This is a genomic window from Chitinophagales bacterium (assembly GCA_013816805.1).
In the GTDB taxonomy this organism is placed as follows: domain Bacteria; phylum Bacteroidota; class Bacteroidia; order Chitinophagales; family UBA10324; genus MGR-bin340.
In genome coordinates this window covers 129,835-156,402 of sequence record JACDDS010000009.1, presented here as the reverse complement: position 1 = coordinate 156,402, position 26,568 = coordinate 129,835, and the positions used below count along the sequence as shown (strand labels likewise).

The following is a 26,568-nucleotide window of genomic DNA, read 5'->3' as shown; positions in this document are numbered from 1 at the left end:
CAACGGATGGACCTTTAAGTCAATTGGTCTTTATAGTTCACTGCTGCAATCAGGTTACAGAATTATCAACAATTTTGTATTTAATTAACAAAAGAAAAAGTAGCAAAAAGAAAAATAATAATTGCAAGGTGATTGAAAATATCACTTTGCAAATCTAAAGGTTGGTCTTTGAAAAGGTATAAGCGGTCGGGAGACCAACAACAGAAAACGCGCAATTGCTGTTGGTCTGGTTTGCTATAATGCATCCGCCAAGACCAACAGGGGCTGAAACGCATCAGGGATAAATGAAAATTTGCATTTATCTTTTTTGTTATCTGCTGGCTTGCTGTTCGTCCGAAGATGTGTCCTCCGATGTCATGTAGTAAAGTTTGTCCGAAGCAATTTACAATCGTGGCAGTATCCTATAAAAAAAAGTTTCTTGAATTCATTGATTTGATTGTTCTAAATAATAGCAAGTCAAGTTTTCTAATTCTTCTTCTGATGCGTAGGTAAATTTTCTGTCTAACTTAAAGTTGTTTCGTTCTAATACGGTAACAGATTTAGAATTGTCAGCAGTTGGAGTTGCTGTTATTGTTTTAATTCTCAAATTGTCAAACGCAAACTTAATAACAGTTGAAATAGATTCTTGCATAAATCCTTTACCCTGAAATTTCGGTATTAATTCGTAACCAATTTCTGCTCTGTGTTTTTCAATGTCCATGCTAAATAAACAGATTGTTCCAATTAAAGAGTTATTGCCTTTAATAGTTATTGCCCAATAAAGTGATTCATTCTTCGCAACTGTGTTTTTGATTTTATTTATGAAGTTAGTCGCATCTTCAATTACGGTTGCTTTGTCTCTGTCAAGATATTTGTTTACACTTTCGTCTGAACGAAGCAAATAAATTTCATTTGCATCGTCAAGATTTAGCTGTCGTAAAACAAGACGGTCTGTTGTTAAATTTGGAAATGGAGTAAAGTTTAATTCTAACATTTTAGTTATGATTTTTTGTCTGTCTGTTTATTCAATGCTCAAAAGTTTCAGAATGATGCGGTGCAATGCCAGCATGTCGCTGTGTTTTAGTTCAGGTTGGTTGTCAATATATTTTTTGATTTGTTCTTGTATGTTCATATTTTTTCGTTTGTTGGTTCATAGTAAAGAGTTATTGCTCCACTACTAAAGGTTTTAGTAGTTAAGAGTTTAAGAGTAGTCCTATCGTTTATCTTTTCAAATAATGGCAAACCGTTTCCTGCTATAACAGGGTGAACACAAAGTTGGAATTCATCAATTAAATTAAGTTTCATTAATTGTATAATTAAACTCCGACTACCGACTAAAATGTCTTTACCTGATTGTTGCTTGAGTTCTGAGACTACTTCTTCAATAGGTTGATTTGACAATTTTGCACTGTGCCAGTCTACATTTTTCAACGTGTGAGAAAAAACAATTTTTGGAATGCTATCCATTGCAACAGCAAAGTCGTCCATTGATTTTTCGCCTGAAGGACTTTTTGCCAAAGTTCTCCAGTATTCCATAAGCTGATATGTTATCCTCCCATATAGAATAGTGTCTGCGTTACTTAACAGGTCAGTGTAATGCTGATGTATTTCTTCATCTGGAATACCTGCTGTATGGTCGCAAAACCCGTCAAGTGTCATATTGATTGCTGCAATTAGTTTTCTCATTCTATTTTGTTTAAATCAATTGTCAATTTTCATGTCGTCCGTTTGATGTTAGCAGTGTCCCCAAGCATCAGCTAAGTTTTTCGGCTTGGTGATGTGGCGGATTTTTAGCAATAAAGTTAATTAGATGCTCAATTGTTGGTTTAACCACAAATCTTTCATAGAAGCGCGTCAGCCGCCATATGCCCAAGCCGATGTTATGTGCAGAAACCATTTCTATTCGTTTCTTTTTAATTTGAATTGTATCCAAATTTTCGGCTTAAGAGTACCTCTTTCCACCAATTCTCTCTTTCTATAATTGTTTGTGTATCCGTTGTCGATTTATAAATGTCTAAAATTGAATAACGGAAATATTCTTTAATGTGATTAAAATCTAATACTTGAAGTTCTTTATTGTTTCCGTGTCCACTTTTTACATAAGATTTCCAACGATTTAAAATCATTTCGTCTCCATAAGCTGAACCAACGTACATCTTACCATTTGAAGTGTCTGTAATTAAGTAAACTCCTTTTTGATTTTGTAACGCTGTCTTCCAAGTGTCCTTTTCTAAAACTCTTAAAAGTTCATTCCAGGTTATATTTACTTTGTCATAACCTGGAAAGATATCATTGTTAAAAATATCGGGTAATATTTGAACTACTTCACAATCTTCAATTACAGATTCTGCATTACGAATCATATTTTGAGAAGTGTTTTTAAATTTTATTATTAAGCGTCCAAAATACTTTTCGTATTCAGAAAGTGTTTCATATTCATAACCAACTCCATTGAGAATATTTAAGTCTTTGGTTACTTTTCCTATATGAAATAAGAGCCAAGAATTTTCATTGCTTTTAATTCGAATAAAACCAATTGTAATTTGCCCTTCTTTGAAAGATTTGTTTTTATTGTAGTTCCAATATTGTCCTTCAAGCAAGGTTTGTCTCTCATTATTTTTGAATATCTCTATTGGATTCCAATTATTTGCAAACATTAAATTGAATCTGACTTTTACATTTTTGAAATTGTCTAATTGCAAAAGGTCATTTAGTTTGATTGAACTCATTTTTTGTGGAAAATTTTTGCTTTAATATTGTTGCGGTTGATTCGTCTGTTTTTACACATAATGCATCAAGGATAATGAAGTTTTTTATTTTGGAGGAATTCATGCACAACTGTTGATACGAAGCACAAATGGTTACTCATTCACTTTATTTTTTATTGAAATTCGTGAACGCTTCGATTGAGTTGTTTACGCACATATTTTCATGCGAAGAATAAAGCTCCCAAAATAAAAAATTGCTTTTATCTTTTTGTTGTCGGCATACTCTACTGTTCGTTCGAAGTGTTCCATTTATTCATTAGCTAACATCCAAAATCTTTTTAGTGATAAATCTGCTTTCATTTCGTCAGAGAACTTATCATAGTAGGTGAATATATTTTCAATGATGTCATCTGCTGTCCACAAGCGAATGAAAAAAAACTTTTCTTTTGCTTCTGATATTACTTTCCCATTAAAACCACTCCATGAAACAAGCAGTCCATGTTCAGCATTTACATTTTTCATTACACCTTGAAGTTCCCGAAGAATATTTACATTAACTTGTCCTGTTGTTGATTTCACTTGAACACAGATTCTTGGCTGTTCAAAACCCAATGCTCCTGAAGATGCAAGAATATCAAGTCCTCCGTCTGCGCCTGGTGGTGAAAGTTGGGTTGTATAGCCTTGTGCCTTTAAAATTTGCTCAATAAGTTTTGCAAAACCATGTCCTTTAAATTTACGGTCAAGTTGTTTTGAAATTTGATCTTTGGCGATACGCTCAATATCAAATTCTTCTTCTACTTCTTCAATTGAAACGCTTTCAATTTTGGTAGTTGCCTTTTTCCCCTCAATCATTGCAAGTGCTCTTTCCGCTGCTTGAGTTCTGGACACTTGCGAAACCGTCAAGAGAGAACCAAAAGAATAAAGTAGGTCTTGGTCAAACTCAACTCGTGGAATTGATTTGAGCCATTTGACAGGTCGCCAATGAATAACTTCTCCGTCTTTGTCTTTCCTCTCATATTTATAATCGCCCGTTACCTTGCCGATGTGAATTGTCGGTTGTGACTTTGAAGGAAGTGCAACAAGGTCACCATTAGCAATTTCATTTACAAAACGCCATACCTGTCCCACGTTGATACCCGTTTTTACATTGCTCGGATCAGGATAATGTTTTTGAAACTCTTCAAATAGTTCATCACGAGTTTTAAACTTTTTCAAGTCTGGTAAGTCGTTCCAACTAATTGTAACAAGTCCTTCATTAATGCAAGTTTGTTCTTGTTCTCCGTAGCGTCCTGCTCTAATTGTCCAAAGTTTCATAGGAATGAAGTTTTATTATTGTAAGTTTTCTTACAGTTATTATGAAATTCTTACACCGCTTACTACGAAGCGCAAGAGTTGCAGATACCGCATCGGGGAAAAATTTGCATTTATCTTTTTGTTATGCGTTTGTTCTACTCTCTCCACGAAGCTGTGTCATTTGAGTTTTGCAATTACTTGTTCAACATAAGTTGTGCCTGGAGGTAGAATTTCAATTTCTGTTTCTGTTACCGATAACTCAACAAATCTTCCTATATGGAGTTGTCTTAAGAGCTTTAAAAAATAACCTTTGTTCTCGTATTCTATCCATTCAAAAAGTTCATCAGTTTTTGTCTGTCCAGATGAAGAACTAATAAGTAAAAGCACTTGGTCTTTAAGTGAAATAGAAGGTTTCAAGATTCGTTTCATTTTTCCTACTTCCCAAACTAATGGAATTTTTCTGTTGGTAATAAAGTCAACCATCTTTTGCGCCTCTTTTACTGTGCTGTTATGAAATACACGAATGAGTTCACCGAAAATCCAACTGCACATTGCTACTACAGCTTGAGCATCCATTGAGTTTGGGTCAACATCTCCACCTACATGTCCAACATTTCTATTGTTCCGAATTTCATACAGAGGTGATAACATTCTTGGAATGAGTATTTGAAAACTTCTCGGGACATGTGGATTATTTTCAAGTCGCTTACAAGCATCAACAAAATTGGCTGGCTTTGTTGGTGTTAATGCAAATAAACCTTTTGCATGTCCGTCAAGAATTGTATATACAATCTCGCAAAACTTTCCTCCGCTCAATTCAGAACCAGTCCATCGTTGCTCCATGTAATGCTGAATGATGCTGTTGTATTCTGCAATCAATGGTTTTTTAAGCCCGTCTGGAATACTATTTAGAAAAGTGTTTAGGTTCATTAGTCAATATTGATAGATAGTTCTGTAAATCCTTCGGGAGTTACATAAAACGAACTGCCATCTTTTGTGCATTGTCCTTTGCCAACATTTTTGTTCAAGGTATCAGCAGCATTGTTTATTTTGGTCTGATTTGTTTTGTTTAACAAAGTAAAAACATCAGAAGTCATCATTCTGTCTTTACCACCTAATTGAATAAACGCAGCTGTCGCCAAGAATTTTTTAGTTTGATTGGTCGTTGCAGCTTTTTCTTTCAGGAATGCAGGAAGATTTGTTGGCTTGCCCGCTTGTGAATTATTGTTTCCACCTCCTGCATTGTTATTTGAATTTCCTCCTCCAGCATTAGGTGGATTGTTCAATTCAATCTTTAATAATTCAGGAACTTTTCCCAAAATTTTATCAAGCTGGGTAGCTAACCAATCTTGATTGCCCTCACCAGAGAATTCCACGATTCCCACTTTGATTTGAATTTTTGATTCACTCATGATTTGTTTAGTTTTAATGATTTAAAATATTTGAAAATATCGTTTTAAAAAAGTTCGCAGTATTCAATCAGTTTCAAGTTTGCAGTGTCGCCATAGAATGACGCACAACAATCGTATTGTCGTCACTTTATATCTTCCAAAAGTTCGCTTTTCATAATAACTATACAACGGTGATTGAATCTTTGAGATTTGCTTTTGCTTATTATATAGTATTGTAGCTTAAATTAATCACCTATCCCTTTTCAAATATAATAAAGGAATTTACTGTTTCTTGTCTTTTGAATCCAAAGCATTCAAAAAAATTTTCACGCCAATCTTTATTTTTACCACCTGCTATGCTCTATATTCTATCGCTGTACCGTCAGGCTTTTTCCAACCTGCAGCACAACATCTGGATATTGTCCATCTCGATGTTCATCAACCGGAGCGGCTCCATGGTGCTGTTGTTTACTTCACTGTACCTTACCAAAGAGCTGCATTTTTCTATAGGAGAAGCCGGCTTCATCATGAGCTTCTATGGTATGGGTAGTATTCTCGGAAGCTATGCAGGCGGCTGGCTCACCGACCGTACCAATTATTTTTACATCATGCTCGTCTCACTCATCAGCAGCGGGCTCATCTTGTTCCTGATGCTGGTAGCTACCACACGATTTTCATTATCATCGTCCTCTTCACCTATGCCTTCAGCGCAGATCTCTTCCGCCCCGCAAACGGCGCTGCCATCGCCTCCTTCACCACTCCTGAAAACCGGACACGCTCCGTTTCCTTAGTCCGCCTGGCCGTTAACTTAGGATTTTCTGTAGGTCCTGCCATGGGTGGTGTGGTGGCATTGCGCCTCGGCTATCATTGGCTATTCGTAATTGATGCGCTTACGAGCTTTGGCGCAGCCATCATGCTCTATTATTATTTACCGAAGCAGCAGACAGAAAGAAACCGCCATAAAAACACGGTATTGAAAGACCACAGCACGTCCGCCTACCGCGACATCCGTTACCTGTTTTTTATTTTACTGGTGGCGTTATATGGCATCGGATTCTTCCAGATTTTCGCAACCATACCACAGTATTTCAATAGGGTGTGCAACTACAATGAAGAGGTAATAGGATTGCTGCTGGCACTCAATGGCTTGCTTGTGGTCGTTATTGAAATGCCGCTGATGGCAGTGCTTCAGAAGAGAAAAAATATATTTTCCTTCATCATCACAGGCGCCCTGTTCATTGCTTTTGCATTAGGAATATTGAAATTCGGCCACGGATTGATCTTATGGTCGGTTATGTACATTGTCATCATCACTGCATCTGAAATATTTGCAATGCCTTTCATGATGAACTTTTCCCTATCCAGGCCGCTGAAGGAACGGCAGGGACAATACTCGGCTTTGTATTCCATTTCATTTGGTATTGCAACGTTTGCAGCGCCATCGCTTGGCTTAGGTCTTGCAGGCAAATACGGATTTGATTCCACCTTTGATTTTTTCATTGTACTCAGCTTGGCAGTGGCTATAGGTTTCTGGCTGCTGAACAGGACGGCGGAGATAAAGTAATCTGTGAAGACCTCTTTCAGTAAGCAGAGCTTTAGTAACAGCATCGGTAACTTTTATATTTCCAGAATCCCTCCGGGCTGGAATCGCAGGCTCTCGCAATTGAAGTGCTTATCTGATCCCGTTTTTACCATACTAATTGTGACACGCAATTGTTGCAAACTTTAACCTGCTAAAGCGCGAGCTCTTTCCCTTTAGGGAACTGAAGGGTAGTGGAGCATTATTAATAATAATAACTCCTAATTCAATATTGATATTGAGGGCACGGATATTAAAGATTAAAAACTTCATTTAAAGAACAGATAAACATCAGGATCTGGGTGTCACAAAATGAGTCCCGGCTTCCAGATGCATATCTAAAAATGGAAGAATTAAATCATAGTCTTTTTTGCTTTTTATAAAGTCGATCTTACTTACATCAACTACAAGAATTCGCATCTGTGGTTTTGTTTTAAAGAAATCGAAATATGCTTTTTGAATCTTTAGGAGATAATTTGCCGAGATATTTTTTTCATAATCTCTGCCGCGCTTGCTGATATTCTTTAATAACAATTCAACCGGTAAATGCAGGTAAAGCAATAAGTCCGGTTCTCGAAATGGAAATGATATAACCTTTACAAGCCGCTGAAACAATTTAAATTCTTCTGGTTCAAGATTTACTCTTGCAAAAAGAATAGACTTTGCAAACAGGTAATCCGAGACGGTAAATGATTGAAACAAATTCGATGAACTCTGGAGGTCTTTTAGCTGCTGATATCGTTCAGCCATAAAAAATAGTTCCAGCGGAAATGCAAATTGCTTTGGGTTTTTATAAAAGGATGGCAAGAAAGGATTGTCTGCATATTGTTCTAAAATCAGGTTACCGTTTAAATCGTTTGCCAACATAGTAGCAAGGGATGTTTTTCCTGCCCCGATGTTGCCTTCAATCGTTATGAAATTATATGGCATAGTTCAGGTTACAAGATAAATACAAGAATAATGATGAGGGGTATCTTTCATAGCGGTATATCAACACCTGAATGCAAGCCCTTGAATATAAAATTGTAAAACGGTTGTCTCATTTTCCGCATGCTCATTCAGGTGGAACTGATAAAAGTTGATCAGTTGAAATAAGCTGTAATTTTTAACAATATAGAAGCTGATTGTTTTTAAAATAACTTTGCCACACTTTTTTCTCAATTAAACATTTAATAATGAGTTTCTGGAAAATCTTTTTCGGTTCACTGCTTGGAGTAATTGTAGGTATTTTTTTATTGGTCCTTATTTCAGGGATTATAATAAGTGGAATCGTATCCACCTTTTCAAAAGAAGAGACGGTTTCGGTTAAATCTAATAGTGTGCTGGAGATGACACTCGATTATGAAATTCCTGAGCAAACCGACTATCAGCCATTTGCTGGTTTTTCATTTACCGATTTCCAGCCTACTGTTTCTCCCGGTCTCTATGATATCTTAAAAACTATTAAGAAAGCAAAAGGTGATGCAGACATTAAAGGGATCTATCTCAATTCAGGATTTGTAAATGCAGGCATGGCCACCATTGATCAGATAAGAAATGCACTTATTGATTTCAGAAAGTCCGGGAAATTTGTGATTGCCTATACGGAGGTTTCCACGGAAAAAACCTATTACCTGAACAGTGTTGCCGATAAAATTTATGTGAACCCTAAAGGAGCAATAGAATTTAATGGCATCTCTGTACGATACCCATTTTATAAAGAAATGCTTCAGAAGCTGGGAGTGGAGACGCAGGTATTTTATGACGGCAAGTTCAAGACCGCAACGGAGCCATACCGTCTCGATTCCATGAGTAAGGAAAATAAGTTGATGACCAGCGTATTAATTAATGATATCCAAAACAGGATCATAAACAATATAGCAGTAAGCAGGAATATCGATCCGATGCGGCTTGACAGCATCAATAAGAATTTAGCAGTTCGCAATACGCACGATGCAAAGAGATATAACCTGGTGGACGGTGAAAAATTTGAAGATGAAGTTTTTGACGATATAAAAATGAGGTTGCATATCGGGCAGAAAGATAAAATTACCTTCATCCCTTTAGCGAAATATATGAAGGCCCCCGGGACAGAAAACAATGGCGCCGGAACGGATCGCATCGCCGTGCTCTTTGCGGCTGGTGACATAGTAGATGGGAAAGGAGGCGATGATTATATTGGCTCTTCAAAATATGCAGAGCAGCTTCAAAAGCTGCGCGACGATAATAATGTAAAGGCAGTTGTTCTGCGTGTGAATTCTCCGGGAGGAAGTTCCCTGGCTTCGGATGTTATTGCACATGAGGTGGAATTAACTAAATTGAAGAAGCCGGTAGTTATTTCAATGGGAGATTATGCTGCTTCCGGCGGATATTATATATCGGCGCTTGCCTCTAAAATAGTTGCACAGCCCAATACCTTAACAGGCTCTATTGGAGTGTTCGCGATCTTCCCGAATTTTCAAAAATTATGTAAGGATAAGCTTGGTATTACCGTAGATGGAGTTAGCACCGGTAAGTACTCCGATTTCCCTAATTTGAACCGTCCTTTGCGCGCAGATGAAAAACTGATTATACAAAACGAAGTGGATACCATTTACGACCAGTTTAAGAGTATCGTGGTCAGAGGCAGAAATATAGATCGCGCAAAAGTGGATTCTATTGCACAAGGTCGTGTATGGACCGGTGTTCAGGGATTACAGCTCGGCCTGGTGGATACGCTTGGTGGGTTGGATGATGCCATAAAAATTGCAGCGCATCTTGCACATCTTGCTTCCTACCGAATATCAGAATATCCGGAGAAGAAAAATGCATGGTATCAATTTGCTAAAATGGTCACAGAAAGCAGGGAAACAAAGGTGTTAAAAGAAAAGCTCGGCACCTATTACCCTATGGTTAATCAGCTAAAATCGCTGATGAGCATGAAGGGTATCCAGGCACGGCTTCCTTCATTAATAGAAATTGAATAAATTTTTGATGTCTTAAGTTAATTACAGGTTACTGTGTTAACCATATTTCTGCTCTGTAAAAAATATTTTTATAAAACCTTTACTGATAGAAAACGGCTTTTAGCTTTTGCTGCTTTTTATTTTCTAACCTATTTTATTAGTGCAGCCTGTCTCTTTAAGGAGCGTATTTTTCTGGATGGATCATATTACTTTTTTCATGTAGTAAACGCGGAGAGTTTCCGGGTGGAACATCAGCGTTATATTCTTATTGCCTCGCAATTCCTGGCCTGGCTCGGAACTATTTTCAGCCTCCCTCTTAACAGTATTGTATTTCTCAACTCGATTAACCCGGTACTGTACCTGGCGACGCTGTTTTGCTTGTCCTTTTACTGGCTAAGGCATGAAGGTGCCTGCTGGGCGTTGCTGCTCATGGGTGTTTGCGGGATGTATTTTTTATACTTCTGCCCGATGTACGAGGTCTGGTACGGGGGAATGTTACTGATATTTTTTTCAGCCCTGCTCGATAAGAAAAGATATCAAACAATATCGCAGAAGCTATTTTTTAATTTCATGCTGATCACGGTTTTATTCGCTTATCCGCTCCTGGTTATAGGAGTGGTATTTGTTCTTCTATTTCATATTTCCGAAGAGAAGAAACTCAACAGCAGCTTATCGATCCAGTTGGGTTTTATTTTTCTTTTCTGGATTCTCTATAAATATTTTTTTATCTCCGACTATGAAAACGGAAAAATAAGCTGGCCTGCATCCCAGCTTGGCAATATTTTAACAAACAATCTGGGCTCACTGAATAATATTTATTCGCTGATAAAGTTTCTGGTTCTGTACTACGGTGAATTATTAACCATGGCATTTATCGCTGTTTATCATATGGTGAAAAGAAAGAAAAACAGGCTTGCTGTTTTAACTGTTTCGGTAATTGCAGGATACATCTTGCTGATTAATACTACTCAGCCAGGCCCCTGGATACGCACCAATTATTTTGAGCGAATGTATTTAACGCTGGTTCCTCTTTGCCTTATGCCATTCGTGAAAGAAGTCTTTTATACCTCGTCAAAGAAAATAATCTGGCAGATCATTTTTGTGCTAATTATCATTTATCGGGGTGCGGCTATTTTGCAGCATGCGGATTTTTATAGCCAGCGGAATGCGCAACTACAGCAGTTAATTGCAGCAGCACAACTAAACAAAGGTTCCAAATTTTATATCGACGATGCCAAACATCCGGAAAACGATCGTTTGTATGAGTGGAGCCTGCCAATGGAAACCATCTTATTTTCTTCTCTATATAATAAAGATCATACGATAAGTATTTCCACGCTCAGTGAATTAAATCAGAAAGAGGTAATGCAGAAGCTGAACAATAATTCCTTTCATCTCCGGCTCAACGAAGTATATGATGACGGCTGGCTTAACCAGCGTTATTTTCATCTTCATCCGGGAAATTATAGTGAGATAAACGATAAGTTAATTACTCCTTATTAACTATTCCTATTTCATTTACAGAAAATATTTATCATTCGGAAGCCGGTTCCATTTCACAATAAAATGCAAATTGTTGTTAATGAAATTGTAATTCTTTACGCTGACGTCAGGGAGTGCTTCGTCCGGAATAATTACAGGATATATTTGTCGCCTATTCTAAAATTTTACAATTCATGAATCGATATAAGTGTTACAGGGGGTGAACCCTGTATCGGAATATTCTAGATTCCCTTTATCCTGGTTATTAAAGAATTAAATTCTTCTTTAGTAGAAGCCTGGAATCTTCCCTGGTTAATCATCATCTGGCTGTTTTTACCTTTTGATAAATGGTAGGTAAAGACAAAGGGAGCATTTGGATCGTGCCATCCCCCAATTTGGCCAAATCGCATATCGTGAAAATCAATTCCACCAGAATCATTTTTTGATATACAATAATAACCTTCTGCAAAGCGAATCATTTTTTGTACCCGCTCATCTGAATTAAATGGAATGAGCAGTGAATCATTTTTTGGTATAAAAAATACATCCATAAATTCCGATTTGTCCAATATGGATTGATAACCTATATAATATCCATTGGTACTATGAGCCATGGTGTACCATAAAAAGTTATTTAGCGGAGTGGGAGTGGAAGTGTAAGATTCCCAGGTAATGTTATTTTTTTTCAGCGTTTTTTCAAACAGGGTATCAACCGAAATCTTATTGATAAAGTCGAACAGCAGGTAAGAACTGCTTATAATGAGGCCAGCCCATAGCCAGTATTTTCTTTTTAGTGAAGAAGATTTTAGAATTACTAATGCGATGAAAGATATTAAAAGAGGAATTGTATAAGTAGGATCAAGGACAAAAATGGTGTTGAATGAAACCCGGTAATGGCTAAAGGGCTCAAACCATCCCGTACCATATGTAGTCAGGGAATCGAGTATTATGTGGGAAAATAAACTGAATCCGAACAACCTGGCCCAGTCCTCAAATGCTGCATTATACCTTCGGAACATGTTATTAAACCACCATGCCAGCAGCAATGTGGCTAAAGCACAAAACAAAATAGAATGAGTAAATCCCCGGTGGGTTAATAAAGAATCCGGAATTTTCTGGAAAGAAGAAAAGAATACATCTATATCAGGAAGATTTGCCGCTAAAGCACCCCATAGAAGCGCTTTTTTTCCTAACTTTTTTCCTGCAGTTAGTTCTCCTATCGAAGCGCCCAGTACCGCATGAGTGATATTATCCAAATGCAATATTTTGACAAAGGTATGAAGCAGACGTGCAAAATATTATGAAAAAAACTGCCTGCATTTAAACATATATGTAATAATTATTATTATAAATGTCGGATAATCATTAGAAGTATAACCGTTTTATAGGTGTAATCATAATACTTATTCTATTATCTTCATATATATGGTAGGTGATACTTATCTCGAAATCAATGTTCTATGTAATTTACATAATGTCTTTAAGTAGGTATTAATTAAATATTCGATAGAATCGGGGTTGGGGCTTTGGTGAACTTCAAACAAACTTTTGCACAGATTCTTTAAGGCTGTTGTGAAAAACTATTTTTAGATTGTTCGAATTGTTTTGGGGCTATTTAAATTATCTTTGTTGCGGGCAAGACTTATACGACCAGCTCCTGCTGAACTCCCCCAGGGTCGGAAGGCAGCAAGGGTAAGCGGTTGTAGCGGTGCGATATAAGAAACTTGCCCATTTTTTAATTCTCCAATATGAAATTTTTTATAGATACAGCAAACCTTGATCAGATTAAAGAGGCGAATGATTTAGGCATTTTAGATGGAGTAACTACCAATCCATCTTTAATGGCAAAGGAAGGCATACGCGGAGAAGAGAACATCATGAAGCATTATGTTACTATCTGCGAAATGGTCGGGCAGAATATAAGCGCGGAAGTGATTTCCACGGACTTTGATGGAATAGTTGCAGAAGGTAAAAAACTAGCAGCGCTTCATCCCGCTATTCTGGTTAAAGTGCCAATGATTAAAGAAGGCGTAAAGGCATTAAAGTGGTTCTCAGATAATGGAATTAAAACCAATTGTACTTTAATTTTTTCGGCAGGCCAGGCGTTGCTGGCTTCAAAGGCCGGTGCCAATATTGTATCACCATTTATTGGTAGAATTGACGATTCAAACTGGGATGGAGTACAACTGATAGAACAAATTGTATTGATTTACAGCAATTATGGAATAAAAACAGAAGTGCTGGCAGCATCTATCCGCAGTCCTCTACATATTGTAAAATGTGCAGAAGCGGGAGCTGATATTTGTACCTCACCTTTGGAATCCATTACAGGCTTATTAAAACATCCTCTTACAGATATTGGATTAGAAAAGTTTTTAGCGGATTACAAAAAAGGTCAACAATAAAAAAACCGAGCTAGTAGCCATAGTTAGGATTTTTTCCCCTCTGCTTCCAAGCAGAGGGGTTTTTTCTATACATTCTATACAGATCGCTATACTTTAACCCGCTCTACGTAAGAACCGGTTCGGGTATCTACTTTTATTTTAATACCGCTGTCCACAAATAAAGGAACACTGATTTCAGTACCTGTTTCAAGTATTGCTTTTTTCATCGGATTATTCGCAGTATCTCCTTTTACTCCAGGCTCTGAATAAGTTATTTCAAGAATCACAAATGCCGGTAATTCACAGGAAAGAGGTTTATCTGTTTCTGAATGAAAGGCAATTTCCACTTCCTGCCCTTCTTTTATAAATTCATGGCCTACCACCATTTCTTCATCAAGGGTAACCTGGTCAAAAGTATTTTGATCCATGAAACTATACCCACTTTCATCTTTATATAAAAACTGGTATTTTTTCCGCTGAACATAAACCGGGATTATTTCTTCACCAGAGTTCCAGGTTTGATCTATCACTTTACCGGTAGTAACGCTTTTTAATTTTGTTCTCACAAATGCACCACCTTTTCCCGGTTTCACATGCTGAAAATCTACAATGGTATAAAGATCGTTCTTGTATTGAATCGTTAAACCTTTTTTTATATCCTGAGTTGTTGCCATTATATCTGGTTTAAGTAATTATTTCGCTTCTTTAAGATAATTATTTTAAGCTTATCAGGACTCGTAGGCCCATTTCATATATACCGCGCCCCAGGTAAAGCCTCCACCAAATGCGGCAAGTACCAGGTTATCTCCTTTATGTAATTTTTTTTCCCATTCCCAAAGACACAGCGGTATGGTGCCATTGGTGGTATTTCCAAACTTCTGAATATTAATCATCACTTTACTTTCCGGCAGTCCCATCTTTTGTGCTGTGGCGTCAATAATTCTTTTATTAGCCTGGTGAGGCACTAGCCATGCTATATCATCAGGCGTTAACCCGTTTTTAGTCATAATTTCATAGCCCACATCGGCCATGCGTGACACTGCAAACTTGTAAACAGCCTGCCCTTCCTGGTAGACGTAATGCAAGCGCTTATCCACTGTTTCTTTTGAAGCGGGCATAGCCGAACCGCCTGCTTTCTGATGAAGATGAACCATCCCAGCACCGTCAGAATACATGATGCAGTCCAGGATACCTAAACCATGCAAATTTGGCTCAAGGAGAACGGCTCCTCCTCCGTCTCCGAATATTACGCAGGTAGCGCGGTCAGTATAGTCAATAATGGATGACATTTTATCGGCACCCACTACTATGGCCCGTCTTATAGTGCCCGATTCAATCATCTTTGATGCAACAGTTATTGCGTATAAAAAACCAGAGCAGGCAGCCTGAAGATCAAAACCCCATGCTTTCTTCAGCCCTACCAAATCGGAAATAATATTTGCAGTGGCAGGAAATTGCATATCGGGTGTGGTAGTGGCACAGATAAGCAGCTCAATGCTATCCGGGTTGGTGTTTGTTTTTTTCAGCAGTCCTTTTACAGCTGCAGCAGCAATCTGCGAAGTTCCCTTGCCTTCCCCTTTCAGAATACGTCTTTCCTTAATCCCTGTTCTGGAAGTAATCCAATCATCTGTAGTATCTACCATTGCCTCCAGTTCCTGGTTGGTAAGAACATAATCAGGAACATATCCGTGGATACCTGTAATGGCTGCTGTAATTTTTGCCATAATTATTATTTATCAGGAAATGCCGGCTACCATTTATGGTAGCGTTCATTAATTGGGATGGCCATTTTGGTGATTAATAAATGCCTCTTTAAAAATTTCTATTATACGGCTTTCAACCATGCTCTTTGCTAAAAGTATCATATTGTGAAAAGCGGTAGCATTAGAAATACCATGAGCTATTACAATAGGCGCATTGGCTCCCAAAATACCAGTGCCTCCATAATTTTCATAGTTGAAGCGATCCCAAAACGGGTCTGACATATTTCGCTTCTTAATCATATCGTAAAAGGATTCTCCGAATTTAAGTACGATATTGCCGGTAAATCCATCACACACTATTACATCTGCTTTATCTCCGAAAATATCCCTTCCTTCTACATTCCCAATAAAATTAATTTTACTGCAATCCTGCATAAGCGGGTAAGTATCCTTAATCAGAAGATTTCCCTTTCCTTCCTCTTCGCCAATGCTTAACAATGCTACTTTAGGATTTTCTACTTTATATATATGCTGGGCATAAAGGGAACCGAGAATACCAAATTGTAAAAGCACTTCAGGTTTGCAATCAGAGTTTGCACCTATATCCAATAAAAACCCAAGATGATCATCCGTATGCGGTAAAATGGTTGAAATCGCCGGTCTGATTACACCTTCTACCGTTTTCACCGAGTACATAGCGCCCACAAGCATAGCGCCTGTATTTCCTGCACCGGCAAATGCATCAATTTTTTTTTCTTTCAAAAAATGAAACCCAATAGCAATACTGGACTGTTGCTTTTGTAATAAAGCTTTGGTAGGGGATTCTGCCATTCCAATCACTTCAGGGGAATGTACTACCGTAAATTCATTTCCGTCCCCTCCCTGTTCAATGCAAATTTTATGTAACAGTGGTTGATCACCAAACAATACCAATTCCACATTTGTATCTAATTCCCTGCGGACGCGCAAGGCCCCTTTTATGCATTCAAGAGGAGCATAATCACCACCCATAGCGTCTATTCCTATTCTCATTTCATTTCAAGGTTAGCGTCGCTACAAATGCAAAAATCAATGTTTTCCAAAGAGCAGTCTTTAGATTCTTTAATAATTGTTGTTTGTCAAACCGCCCACACCATTCACGATTTGATTTGTTGAATACCTCTATTCACTTTTGGCAAGTATTTTTTTGCCCTTGTAAAATAACTCACCTTCGTGGTAATGAGCTCTGTGCCGGATGTGAGGCGCGCCGGTTGTGGGATCAATACTAATAGTAGGAACATGTGCTTTATCGTGTGTTCTGCGCTTATCTCGTCGTGTAGAAGAATGGCGACGTTTTGGGTTTGGCATGTTAATTAAGTTTAATTTTTGTTAAGTCTTTCCAACGGGGATCCACTGGAGGCTTTTGTTTTTTTGGTGCAGGAGCCACTAACCGGCTTAAGATTTCGTAATCGCATGGCTTTTTGTTATTTAAGTTATCGCAATTAATTCGATGCAGGGGAATGCTTAAGTTTATAAATTCATAAATCAACTGACCTGTATTTAAATGGGTTTCATTTCGATCGATATAAATAACATCCGCCATAGAATCATCGTGTTCATTTTCGGAATGATCATCAAACTTTACTACGATAGTAAAATCGGCATCCAGTGGAAAATCTAATTCTGCTGAACACCGGTCACATGGAAGGTGAACAAATCCTTCAATCCGAAAATAAAGAATAAAAAAAGATGGTTTTTTATCGAAGTTTAAGTGAACCTTCAGGTCACCCTTATTCACCAATGAATTATTAAAGTATGCAAAAAACCGGTCATCAATGTCAAAATTGAATTGATGAATTCCTGTTTTTAATCCCACGAATGCAATTTCATATTGCCTCAACCTATCCATTCTTCCTCATTTATAAAGGAAGGCAAAGGTAAAAAATTGACCGGAATATAATAATAGCCTGTAACCAGATAAAAGTATTTAACATGTAAAATATAAATATGAATATATGATGATGGAAAATATTTTCACATATAATGATAACACTAAAACAGGTTCTGACTTTTCCCGGCAGAATTCTTATACTTGCGCAGAAAAAATTAATTGTGCAGACAGCAGGAGAAAAAGTACAGTCACTATATCAGGTTGAGCATATTTCAGATATTTATTCGCCGATTTTAAACCGTGCCACGGTGGTTGATGTTTTTATTCCTCCTTCCTATAGTTTCGGTACAAACAATTATCCTTTTCTTGTTTTAAACGATGGCCAGGACAGTGAATCAGTCAGGCTGAAAAGCACACTATCGAGACTAATTCGGCAGGAACAATTTTTCGAGCCTTTGGTTTTTTCTATCCATGCGGGTAACCGAATACAGGAGTATGGCGTAGCTGCACAGAGTGATTTTAAAAAACGTGGAAGCCTTGCTAAAGCATACAGCTCATTTCTGATGGAAGAATTTTTGCCTTTGGCTGCCTCCCGCTTCCGAATTGATATTTTCGGAAGCAACAATGCAATTGCAGGCTATTCATTAGGTGGACTATCTGCATTGGACATTGGCTGGAATTATCCTGAAGTTTTTAAAAAGATAGGCGTATTCTCCGGATCATTATGGTGGCGAAGCAAAGGATATAATGAAGGATATACAGATGAGATGGATCGAATTATTCATTCACAGGTAAGAGCGGATGCATTCAGACCCGGATTGAAATTCTGGTTTCAAACGGGAACTCAGGATGAAAGGGCAGACAGGAATGCTAATGAAATTATTGATTCAATTGACGATACTCTGGATTTAATTGCTGAATTAGTTAAAAAGGGCTACCGTCCTTACCGGGACATAGAATATCTGGAAATTAAAGGTGGCCATCATAACCAAAAAACCTGGGCGAAGGCAATGCCATATTTTTTAAAATGGGCATTCTTTTTTTAGTAAGCTTTGTTCCTGCTAAATCCGATTCGATTCATCTTTCATAAACCAAACCCTCAGCTGGATTAACGCTCCTTTGGAATTTCTATTTTTTTTAATGGATTTGAAGTTCTTTCTGCATATCCTTCCCTGTTTCTCAGAATGTCAATAGCAAGAAATACCGCATGTCGAAAGGATTCTTCATGGGCCACATTTTTTCCTGCAATGTCGAAACCAGTTCCATGATCGGGAGAAGTACGCACAAAAGGAAGGCCGGCCGTGTAGTTTACGCCTGAATCAAAATATAAAGCCTTGAAGGGGATTAAACCCTGGTCGTGATACATTGCCAGAATCGCATCAAATTTTTTATAGTTTCCGGAACCAAAAAATCCATCAGCACTATACGGTCCAAATGCGAGCATATTCGTACTGATGGCTTCTGCAATGGCTGGCTTAATTATATCAATCTCTTCTCTTCCGATTATCCCATCATCTCCGGCATGAGGGTTTAAGCCAAGCACCGCAATTTTAGGCTTATCGATCCCAAAATCGCGTATCAGAGAACCTTGTATGGTCGCTAGTTTTTTTAATATAGATTCCCTCGTTATGTATTTGTAAACATCTGAAAGGCCAATGTGCTCGGTTAACAACCCAACACGCATTTCATTACTGCAAAGCATCATTATGTGATCCGTTTCGCCGGACTGCTGTACCAGGTATCCGGTGTGGCCTGTAAAAGGAAAATTTTCTGATTGAATATTTTTTTTATTTACAGGTGCAGTCACCAATGCATCTATTTTTCCTTCCTTCAAATCCTTTACTGCCGCCTGAAGGGAAAGAAAAGCATACTTACCACCGTTTTCATTAATAGCACCGAATTGAACATTAGGATCATCCTCCCATACTGTAATAATGTTTACAGTATTAGCCTGGAGGCGATCAATACCTGAGGCAACATTAAAATTGAAAGATCCAAGATTTAAATTCTTACGGTGCTGGGCAATTACCCTGGAAGATCCATACACAACTGGTGTACACCATTCCATCATTCGGGTATCTGTAAAGGTTTTAATAAAGACTTCAATTCCGATTCCATTAATATCCCCAACAGAAATACCAATTAAATATTTTTTGTGATCACTCATGAATTTTGTTGAGATCTTTTTTCTAAGAATCTATATAATAATCTCATTCCAATAGCAGAAGCATTTTTGCCTTTATAGCCCATCGATGTCTGAAAATAAGCAACTCCGGCAATATCAAAATGAATCCAGGGATAATCAGTAAATCTTTCTAAAAACTTGCCAGCGGTAATAGCGCCTGCTAAAGCACCGCCTACATTTTTAATATCTGCGATATCACTTTTAAGCATTTCACCATATTCATCCCATAGGGGAAATTCCACCAACCGTTCATATACCTGCATTCCGCAATCTTCCAGATCCTCTTTTACTTGTTCGGAAGCTGTTCCCATATATACAATTGCGTGATCGCCAACTGCCCGGTGCGCCGCACCTGTAAGAGTAGCCACATCTATAACCAGTTCAGGTTTATATTGACGTGCAAAACTTAATGCATCGCCAAGAATCATTCTTCCTTCTGCATCACTATTCAGCATTTCAACAGTCATCCCATTATGCATTGTGATTACATCACCGGGAGCAAAGGCGTTCAGACCGGGCCTGTTATCAGTAGCAGGCACCAGGCCGATAACATGAAGGGGCAACTTCGTTTTGGCAGCGCAACTTATGGCTCCGGTGATGGTTGCGGCGCCAGCCATATCACATTTCATATAGTCCATGGAGGTGGTTGGCTTCAGACTTAGGCCACCGGTATCATATACAACGCCTTTCCCTATCAATATTATTGGTTTTTTATTAATAGCATTCTTTGGTTTATATTCCATAATAATGAAGGTTGGTGGGTCAACACTTCCCTGATTCACTGCAAGCAATCCACCCATCTTCAAAGCAGCTATTTTGGTCTTATTAAATACCTCAGTTTTAAAACCTGATTCTTTTGATGCATGCACGATTGCATCTGCCAGATCGGTGGCATTTAAATAATTGGCTGGTGTGTTCACCCAATCCCTTACCATATATACTGAATCCACTATGGCCTGCAGCTTATTTACCTCTTCTTCAGTAATGTTTTGATCCAGTATTTTAATTTCGTTAAATACAAAGCTTTCTTTCGCTGCATCTTTTTTATACCTTATAAATTGATAGTTCCCAAGAGCCATTCCCTCAGCAAAAAAAAGAGCTGCTTTTTTGAAGCTGCTGATATTCCTGATAGTTATACCAGCGAGCTTATGTTTGTGTATAATTCCAAGCGCTTTGTTCCCTGCTTTCCGGAAACTTTCGGCTGTTTTATAGATTTCTTTTGATTCATCTACTGATACAAAATAAATAATTTGTGCCGGGGAAGGAATCACTATTTGCTTTATGTCTTTTTTTAATTGATTTTTAATAATATCAATATATTCCTCAGGCAATCCTATTGCGTTTAAATCAGAATCTTTATTTGCTAAAATTATAGAATGATCCTTTTGTAAAACTTTTCGACTAAGGGTTATTTTCATATCGATAGCTAAGAATCTGACAAAAATAGTAAACCGTATACTGACGTTGCAAAAATTAAAAATTAACCGAAAAGATCATGATTTTAGTCCAGTTTGATGAAACACTGTAAATTGAAAAAATGCTTGCGAAAAAATCATTGGGTCAGCACTTTTTGGCGGACGAAAATATAGCCAAAAAGATTGTTGATACATTCCTTGTAAAAAATAATAAATCTGCCACACTTGAGATAGGCCCAGGAACAGGTATGCTGACAAAGTATTTTATTGATGAAAGGGATTTTGATTTTTATGCAGTGGAATTTGATGAGCGGATGGTGAATTTTTTAAAAACCAAATTTCCGTCCCTGCAAAAGAAAATTTTTTTTGATGATTTTTTGGAAATGGATCTTAATAAGATCGAGTGTAATTCCTTTAACATTATAGGGAATTTCCCGTACAATATTTCTTCACAAATTGTTTTTAAAATACTTGAGAATAAATCCCGCATTCCATTAATGGTAGGGATGTTTCAAAAAGAGGTAGCACAGCGCATTACCTCTGTGCATGGTAATAAGGAATATGGAATTTTAAGCGTATTGGTGCAGAGCTTTTATGATTGTGAATATTTATTTGATGTTCCTGCAATGAGCTTTTTGCCTCCACCCAAGGTCACCTCGGCAGTAATCTGCATGAGGCGAAAAGCGGAACAAAAGCAAATTATTAATGAAAAATTATTACGGAAAATGGTAAAGGCCGCTTTTGGAAAAAGGCGAAAAACGCTTCGCAATGGACTTGGTGAATTGAATCTTAGTCCTGAAATTATAGCTCGGCCTGTTTTTAGCCTTCGTCCTGAACAGTTATCGGTTAATGAATGGATCGAACTAAGCAACCAAATAGCTGCTACCACAACTATTCAAAATTAAATTCCAAATGGCATCACCACAGATATTGATAACGGATAATTGTGATTCAATGTTAATTGAAGGATTGCATCAAATGGGATTTACGGTTGATTACAAGCCTACAATTTTGAGGGCTGATCTTTTCCATTGTATTGATGGTTACACGGGCATTATAATAGCTACCCGAATTCTTCTGGACAAAAAAGTTTTAGAACAGGCAACCACCTTAAAATTTATTGCACGTGCAGGATCCGGCATGGAAAATATTGATACGGAATTTGCAAAGTCAAAAAATATCGCTTGCATCAATTCACCAGAAGGCAATGCTAATTCGGTAGGAGAACATGCAATGGGGTTGCTGTTGTCAATATTTCACAACATAACAAAATCATCCTTCGAAACACAACAGATGAAGTGGCTTGTAGAAGAAAACAGGGTGCATGAGCTGGAGGGAAAAACTATTGGAATTATTGGTTATGGAAATACCGGAAAAGCCTTTGCTAAAAAACTTTCTGTATTTGGAATGAATGTATTTGTGTACGACAGGTTTTTAAAAAATTATTCTGACCGGTACGGAGCAGAAAAAACAATGGCGGAAATATTTCAAACTGCAGAGATAATCAGTTTACATGTTCCGCTTGCATCGGACACAGAATATTTAATCTCATTAGAATATTTTGATCTATTTAAAAAGCCCATTTACATTATTAATACTTCTAGGGGAAGGGTAATCAACCATTCCGATCTATTGCAGGCGCTTAAGCAAGGCAAAGTACTTGGTGCAGCCCTCGATGTTTATGAAAATGAAAAATTCGAAACACATTCTGAATCTGAAAGAATGATTTTTGAGCAATTGGTGCATACGGGTAAAGTAATATTTACTCCTCACATTGCCGGAAAAAGTTTCGAGTCAAAAAAGAAAATTTCCCTTGTATTGCTGGAAAAAATCGCTGCCTTATCCAATAGTGTCAAAGGTTTGTCATAAGAAGATTGAAGTGATAATAGCTTGATTTTTAGTGCTACATTTAATTCCGATTTAGATTATATATTTGCCACTTTGAGCATTTTGAACCAAACCAAATGATTCTTCCGCATGAGAAAAATCTACACCCTTATTGTTTTTTCCTTATTTATTTTAAATCAAATTCACGCTCAAACCGGTTCCCTTCAGGGAAAGGTTTACGACGAATCTAATAAGCAAGGAGTTCCTTTTGCAAATGTTGTACTGGAGCAAAATGGTGCCCAAAAAGGATATGGAGAAACTGATGATAATGGAAATTATGCTATTAAGCCCATTGTGCCGGGCACCTATGATGTAAAAGTTTCCTATCTCGGATTTCAACCTAAAGTATACACTGGAATTATTGTAACTTCCGATAGAATTTCATTCCAGGATGTAGCATTGAAATCAAGTGTTTCTACATTACCGGATATTGTGATTTCGACACAAAAATTAGTGGAACCCGATAAAACCACTACCGGAAGTACAATCACCAAAGATGAAATAAAAAACATAAGTACACGGGGAGTAAATAACTATGCAGCGCTTTCTGCGGGTGTTTTTCAAAAAGATAATGGTGCCGGATTTAATATTAACGGGTCCAGGGATTATTCCAATAAGTATTATGTTGATGGCATTCCGATGCGGGGAGGGCTTAGCTTACCTGCAAGTTCCATAGAGCAGCTAACGGTGCTCACAGGAGGAATACCTTCACGGTATGGTGATGCAACAGGTGGGGTAATTAACATTACAACCCGTGGCCCATCTCAGCAATACAGCGGCGGCCTGGAACTGGAAACTTCAGAATTGCTCGATGGAGCCGGATACAATCTGGCCAGCTTCAATCTTTCAGGCCCGGCTTTTACAAAGAATCGAAAAACTGATAGTGCATCTACAAAAGTCGGATTTTTTGTATCGGGTGAATATGAACATACTGCTGGAGGATTGTCGGCAGTACAGCTTTACAAAGTTAAAGACGACGTACTGAAAAACCTGCATGAGAATCCATTGGCTCCTTCTCCAAGCTCTGTAGGTTTTGTTCCTGCATCTTCCTTTCTTAAAGCGGATGATCTCGAAGAAATTGACCGTTATCAGAATGATGCCAATAATGATTATCGCTTTACAGGCAAATTGGATTTTCAGCTTAACAAATACTTGAATTTAATTGTAGGCGCAGATGGAGTTTTGAGCCGTTTCTATAATAATACGTTTGCGAGAAATCTTTTGAATTCCCAGGAAGGGAATAATTATGAAAAGGATAACACCTACAGAGGATTTGTGAGGTTTACCCAGCGGTTTCCTACCGCTTCAGGAGAATCCAATAAATCCGCTACAATTTTTCAAAACGCCTTTTATTCCATACAGACAGATTACACTAAGTTCTATTCCACCAATGGAGATAAAAATTTAGGACGGAATGCCTTCGACTATGGTTATGTTGGAAAGTTTAATACCTACAATCAACCGATTTATGGCTTTGGAAAAGATTCGATTACCGGTTTAACGGGTTGGTTATTATTGGGCTATCAGGATACACTTACCACCTTTGAACCCGGTAGCCTGAATCCTTATTTGGCTAATTATACAAAGGAATATTATCAGTTGATTGGAAATGATCCTGCAGGTTTTTATCAAAATATATTTGATATTCTTAATGGGGGAGGAATAATAAATGGTATTATACCTTTTAGCAATACAAGCGCTTATTCCATATTTGCTGGTTCGGGCTATCCCATTTTTAGCTATGGTATCCTTAACAGGGATCAACTGCGCCTCTCATTAAATGCTTCTGTTGACATTGTGAATGCTACTAAAGGAGAAAAGGGACGACATGCATTGGAGTTTGGATTTGAATACGAGCAACGGATTGACCGCGGCTATACTGTTTTACCGGTAGGATTGTGGCAACAGGCGCGGCAGCTTACTAACAATCAAATAGCTTCACTTGATAAAACCAATCCAATCCCCGTATATGATAATAGTGGTGTTTTTCTTGACACCGTAAGATATAACCGCGGGTATGTGGAAGGGGATCAATCCTACTTTGATAAGGCATTGCGCCAATCATTAGGGTTACCTGTGAACGGTACCGATTTCATTTACATTGATGAACTAGATCCAAGTCAATTAAGCTTAAGCATGTTTAGTCCGGATGAATTATTGAATAGCGGGAGCAGCTTTGTCGATTATTACGGGTATGATTATTTAGGTAATGTTTTAAAAAAACAGCCTACGCTTGATGATTTTTTTAACCAGAAAGATGCAAACGGCAATTTCACACGCAATTCAGCAGCCTTCAGACCTGTATATGCAGCAGCCTATATCCAGGATAAATTTAATTTTAAAGACCTCATTTTTAATATTGGCTTGCGCGTTGACCGTTTTGATGCCAATCAGAAAGTTTTAAAGGATCCGTATTCTTTATATCCGATACGCACAGCGGGAGAGGTATCTCAGTTCGGAGACCATCCTTCTAACATTGGAGACGACTTTTATGTCTATGTAAATGACCTTCCTGACCCAACCAAGATTGTAGGTTACCGGCATAATGGTACGTGGTACAGTGCGCAAGGTGCTGTAGTAAATAATCCTAATGATATAGCATTATTAACAGCTACTAAAACCATCACGCCCTATCTTGTAAACACGAATACAGAAAGCCTGAATTTAGGGCCTGAGGGTTTTACAGACTATAATCCACAGTTTACAATAATGCCCCGTATTGCTTTTTCTTTTCCAATATCAGACCAGGCACTCTTTTTTGCCCATTATGATGTACTCTCGCAGAGACCATTAGTAGGCCTGCGTGCTACACCGGTTCAATATTATTTTTTAAAAGGAACTAACAACAGCTTCATTAACAATCCGAATTTAAAACCAGAGCGAACCATTGATTTTCAGGTCGGTTTCAAGCAGGCATTAGGTTCTTCTTCGGCCTTAACTCTTTCTGCAACTTACCGGGAATTAAAAGACAATATTCAGGCAGTAAAAATACTTTATGCCTATCCTGTTAATTATACTACCTACGGAAATTATGACTTTGGCACGGTTCAATCATTTCAGCTTACCTACGAATTACGAAGAATTAAAAATGTTAAACTCGATGCAAATTACACGCTTCAGTTTGCCAACGGTACCGGTTCTGATGCTACATCATCACTAAACCTGATTAATTCGGGTGAGCCTAATATCCGTACTATCTTGCCATTCAGTTATGATCAGCGGCATAATATAAACCTCCTGGTAGACTATCGTTATGGCGAGGGAAAAAATTATAATGGTCCATTGTTCGGGCAGAGTGATAAACAGTTACTGGCAAACACAGGATTGAATTTAATTCTGATCGCTGGTTCCGGTACCCCGTATACCCGTCAATCAACATCTACTCCAACCCAAATCAATGGTGTAGCAACACAATCATCTACTGAGGGTAATCCAAATGGTTCCCGCCTTCCCTGGACTTTCCGGATGAATGCACGGGTAGATAAAGACTTTAAGATAAAAGGCGAGCAGCCTGATAAAGGATTATATTTAAATGTATACCTGTTGGTGGAAAACCTGTTAAATGCGAATAATGTGATCAGCGTGTATGGCTATACCGGAAACCCAAATGATGATGGTTATCTGGCATCGGCCGGTGGTCAGGATTATGCAGCAAGACAGCTTGATCCCCAATCATTTTCTTTGCTGTATAATATTGCTGTAAATAATCCGGGGAATTACTCCTTGCCGAGAACCATTCGCCTGGGAGCAGTACTTAATTTCTAATAT

The 26,568-nt window shown here is 37.9% G+C and carries 24 protein-coding genes and 1 other RNA gene; 10 read left to right on the top strand and 15 right to left on the bottom strand.

The genetic code is table 11. The features are described from left to right. Window positions 1-424: 424 nt before the first annotated feature. The 6 genes from H0W62_09540 to H0W62_09515 form a co-directional block, all read right to left on the bottom strand. Window positions 425-973 (bottom strand): GNAT family N-acetyltransferase, encoded by a 549-nt coding sequence (locus H0W62_09540; protein ID MBA3648778.1) that lies wholly within the window; start codon window positions 971-973, stop codon window positions 425-427. 134 nt (window positions 974-1,107) lie between these two features. Next, a complete protein-coding gene (locus H0W62_09535) occupies window positions 1,108-1,665 on the bottom strand; it encodes a dihydrofolate reductase family protein (GenBank protein ID MBA3648777.1) in 558 nt (185 codons plus the stop codon). 227 nt (window positions 1,666-1,892) lie between these two features. After that, window positions 1,893-2,708, bottom strand: coding sequence for a GIY-YIG nuclease family protein (locus H0W62_09530; protein ID MBA3648776.1), 816 nt, complete (start codon window positions 2,706-2,708; stop codon window positions 1,893-1,895). Between the two features lie 288 nt (window positions 2,709-2,996). Continuing rightward, a complete protein-coding gene (locus H0W62_09525) occupies window positions 2,997-4,001 on the bottom strand; it encodes a restriction endonuclease (protein ID MBA3648775.1) in 1,005 nt (334 codons plus the stop codon). A 156-nt stretch (window positions 4,002-4,157) separates the two neighbouring features. Continuing rightward, a complete protein-coding gene (locus tag H0W62_09520) occupies window positions 4,158-4,910 on the bottom strand; it encodes a hypothetical protein (GenBank protein ID MBA3648774.1) in 753 nt (250 codons plus the stop codon). Further along, window positions 4,910-5,392 carry a hypothetical protein gene (locus H0W62_09515; GenBank protein ID MBA3648773.1) on the bottom strand — a complete coding sequence of 161 codons (483 nt, stop codon included), beginning with the start codon at window positions 5,390-5,392 and terminating at the stop codon, window positions 4,910-4,912. The genes H0W62_09520 and H0W62_09515 overlap by 1 nt, the downstream gene beginning before the upstream one ends. 335 nt (window positions 5,393-5,727) lie before the next feature. Between H0W62_09515 and H0W62_09510 the strand changes: the two genes are divergently transcribed. Both H0W62_09510 and H0W62_09505 read left to right on the top strand, forming a co-directional pair. Next, the gene (locus H0W62_09510; GenBank protein MBA3648772.1) at window positions 5,728-6,162 is read left to right on the top strand and encodes a hypothetical protein; all 435 of its coding nucleotides are present in this window, start codon (window positions 5,728-5,730) and stop codon (window positions 6,160-6,162) included. A 41-nt stretch (window positions 6,163-6,203) separates the two neighbouring features. Then, window positions 6,204-6,935: an MFS transporter gene (locus H0W62_09505; protein ID MBA3648771.1), complete on the top strand. Its 732-nt coding sequence runs from the start codon at window positions 6,204-6,206 to the stop codon at window positions 6,933-6,935. 306 nt (window positions 6,936-7,241) lie between these two features. On the opposite strand, the gene H0W62_09500 is transcribed toward H0W62_09505, so the two are convergent. Then, window positions 7,242-7,880 carry a deoxynucleoside kinase gene (locus H0W62_09500; protein MBA3648770.1) on the bottom strand — a complete coding sequence of 213 codons (639 nt, stop codon included), beginning with the start codon at window positions 7,878-7,880 and terminating at the stop codon, window positions 7,242-7,244. Window positions 7,881-8,125: 245 nt separating this feature from the next. On the opposite strand from H0W62_09500, the gene sppA reads away from it, so the two are divergent. After that, window positions 8,126-9,895, top strand: coding sequence for a signal peptide peptidase SppA (sppA, locus tag H0W62_09495; GenBank protein ID MBA3648769.1), 1,770 nt, complete (start codon window positions 8,126-8,128; stop codon window positions 9,893-9,895). Between the two features lie 33 nt (window positions 9,896-9,928). After that, on the top strand, window positions 9,929-11,377 hold the full coding sequence (locus tag H0W62_09490) for a hypothetical protein (protein MBA3648768.1): 1,449 nt from the start codon (window positions 9,929-9,931) through the stop codon (window positions 11,375-11,377). Window positions 11,378-11,598: 221 nt separating this feature from the next. On the opposite strand, the gene H0W62_09485 is transcribed toward H0W62_09490, so the two are convergent. After that, the gene (locus H0W62_09485) at window positions 11,599-12,612 is read right to left on the bottom strand and encodes a metal-dependent hydrolase (GenBank protein MBA3648767.1); all 1,014 of its coding nucleotides are present in this window, start codon (window positions 12,610-12,612) and stop codon (window positions 11,599-11,601) included. 377 nt (window positions 12,613-12,989) lie between these two features. Between H0W62_09485 and ffs the strand changes: the two genes are divergently transcribed. Further along, an RNA gene (ffs, locus tag H0W62_09480) (signal recognition particle sRNA small type) lies at window positions 12,990-13,089 on the top strand. Window positions 13,090-13,104: 15 nt separating this feature from the next. Next, window positions 13,105-13,761, top strand: a complete 657-nt coding sequence (gene fsa, locus H0W62_09475; protein MBA3648766.1) for a fructose-6-phosphate aldolase — start codon at window positions 13,105-13,107, stop codon at window positions 13,759-13,761. 86 nt (window positions 13,762-13,847) lie between these two features. Here the strand turns inward: fsa and efp are convergent, their stop codons facing one another. From efp to H0W62_09450, 5 genes are all read right to left on the bottom strand, one after another. Then, complete coding sequence (gene efp, locus H0W62_09470; protein ID MBA3648765.1) at window positions 13,848-14,414, bottom strand: elongation factor P; 567 nt, start codon at window positions 14,412-14,414, stop codon at window positions 13,848-13,850. A 54-nt stretch (window positions 14,415-14,468) separates the two neighbouring features. Beyond that, window positions 14,469-15,464 carry a ketoacyl-ACP synthase III gene (locus H0W62_09465; protein ID MBA3648764.1) on the bottom strand — a complete coding sequence of 332 codons (996 nt, stop codon included), beginning with the start codon at window positions 15,462-15,464 and terminating at the stop codon, window positions 14,469-14,471. A gap of 48 nt (window positions 15,465-15,512) precedes the next feature. After that, window positions 15,513-16,475 (bottom strand): phosphate acyltransferase PlsX, encoded by a 963-nt coding sequence (gene plsX, locus H0W62_09460; protein MBA3648763.1) that lies wholly within the window; start codon window positions 16,473-16,475, stop codon window positions 15,513-15,515. 129 nt (window positions 16,476-16,604) lie between these two features. After that, the gene (gene rpmF, locus H0W62_09455; GenBank protein MBA3648762.1) at window positions 16,605-16,790 is read right to left on the bottom strand and encodes a 50S ribosomal protein L32; all 186 of its coding nucleotides are present in this window, start codon (window positions 16,788-16,790) and stop codon (window positions 16,605-16,607) included. Window position 16,791: 1 nt separating this feature from the next. After that, window positions 16,792-17,331: a DUF177 domain-containing protein gene (locus H0W62_09450; GenBank protein MBA3648761.1), complete on the bottom strand. Its 540-nt coding sequence runs from the start codon at window positions 17,329-17,331 to the stop codon at window positions 16,792-16,794. Window positions 17,332-17,465: 134 nt separating this feature from the next. On the opposite strand from H0W62_09450, the gene H0W62_09445 reads away from it, so the two are divergent. Then, the gene (locus tag H0W62_09445; protein MBA3648760.1) at window positions 17,466-18,359 is read left to right on the top strand and encodes an esterase family protein; all 894 of its coding nucleotides are present in this window, start codon (window positions 17,466-17,468) and stop codon (window positions 18,357-18,359) included. Between the two features lie 62 nt (window positions 18,360-18,421). Here the strand turns inward: H0W62_09445 and pdxA are convergent, their stop codons facing one another. Together pdxA and H0W62_09435 are read right to left on the bottom strand one after the other, a co-directional pair. Beyond that, complete coding sequence (gene pdxA, locus H0W62_09440) at window positions 18,422-19,480, bottom strand: 4-hydroxythreonine-4-phosphate dehydrogenase PdxA (GenBank protein MBA3648759.1); 1,059 nt, start codon at window positions 19,478-19,480, stop codon at window positions 18,422-18,424. Continuing rightward, window positions 19,477-20,916, bottom strand: a complete 1,440-nt coding sequence (locus H0W62_09435) for a leucyl aminopeptidase family protein (GenBank protein MBA3648758.1) — start codon at window positions 20,914-20,916, stop codon at window positions 19,477-19,479. The genes pdxA and H0W62_09435 overlap by 4 nt, the downstream gene beginning before the upstream one ends. A gap of 110 nt (window positions 20,917-21,026) precedes the next feature. On the opposite strand from H0W62_09435, the gene rsmA reads away from it, so the two are divergent. The 3 genes from rsmA to H0W62_09420 all read left to right on the top strand — a co-directional run bounded on the left by rsmA (window position 21,027) and on the right by H0W62_09420 (window position 26,565). Beyond that, entirely contained in the window at window positions 21,027-21,818 is a 792-nt protein-coding gene (gene rsmA / locus H0W62_09430; GenBank protein MBA3648757.1) for a 16S rRNA (adenine(1518)-N(6)/adenine(1519)-N(6))-dimethyltransferase RsmA, read from the top strand. Window positions 21,819-21,825: 7 nt separating this feature from the next. Next, window positions 21,826-22,782 (top strand): hypothetical protein, encoded by a 957-nt coding sequence (locus H0W62_09425; GenBank protein ID MBA3648756.1) that lies wholly within the window; start codon window positions 21,826-21,828, stop codon window positions 22,780-22,782. 108 nt (window positions 22,783-22,890) lie between these two features. After that, entirely contained in the window at window positions 22,891-26,565 is a 3,675-nt protein-coding gene (locus tag H0W62_09420) for a carboxypeptidase regulatory-like domain-containing protein (protein MBA3648755.1), read from the top strand. Window positions 26,566-26,568: the final 3 nt, after the last annotated feature.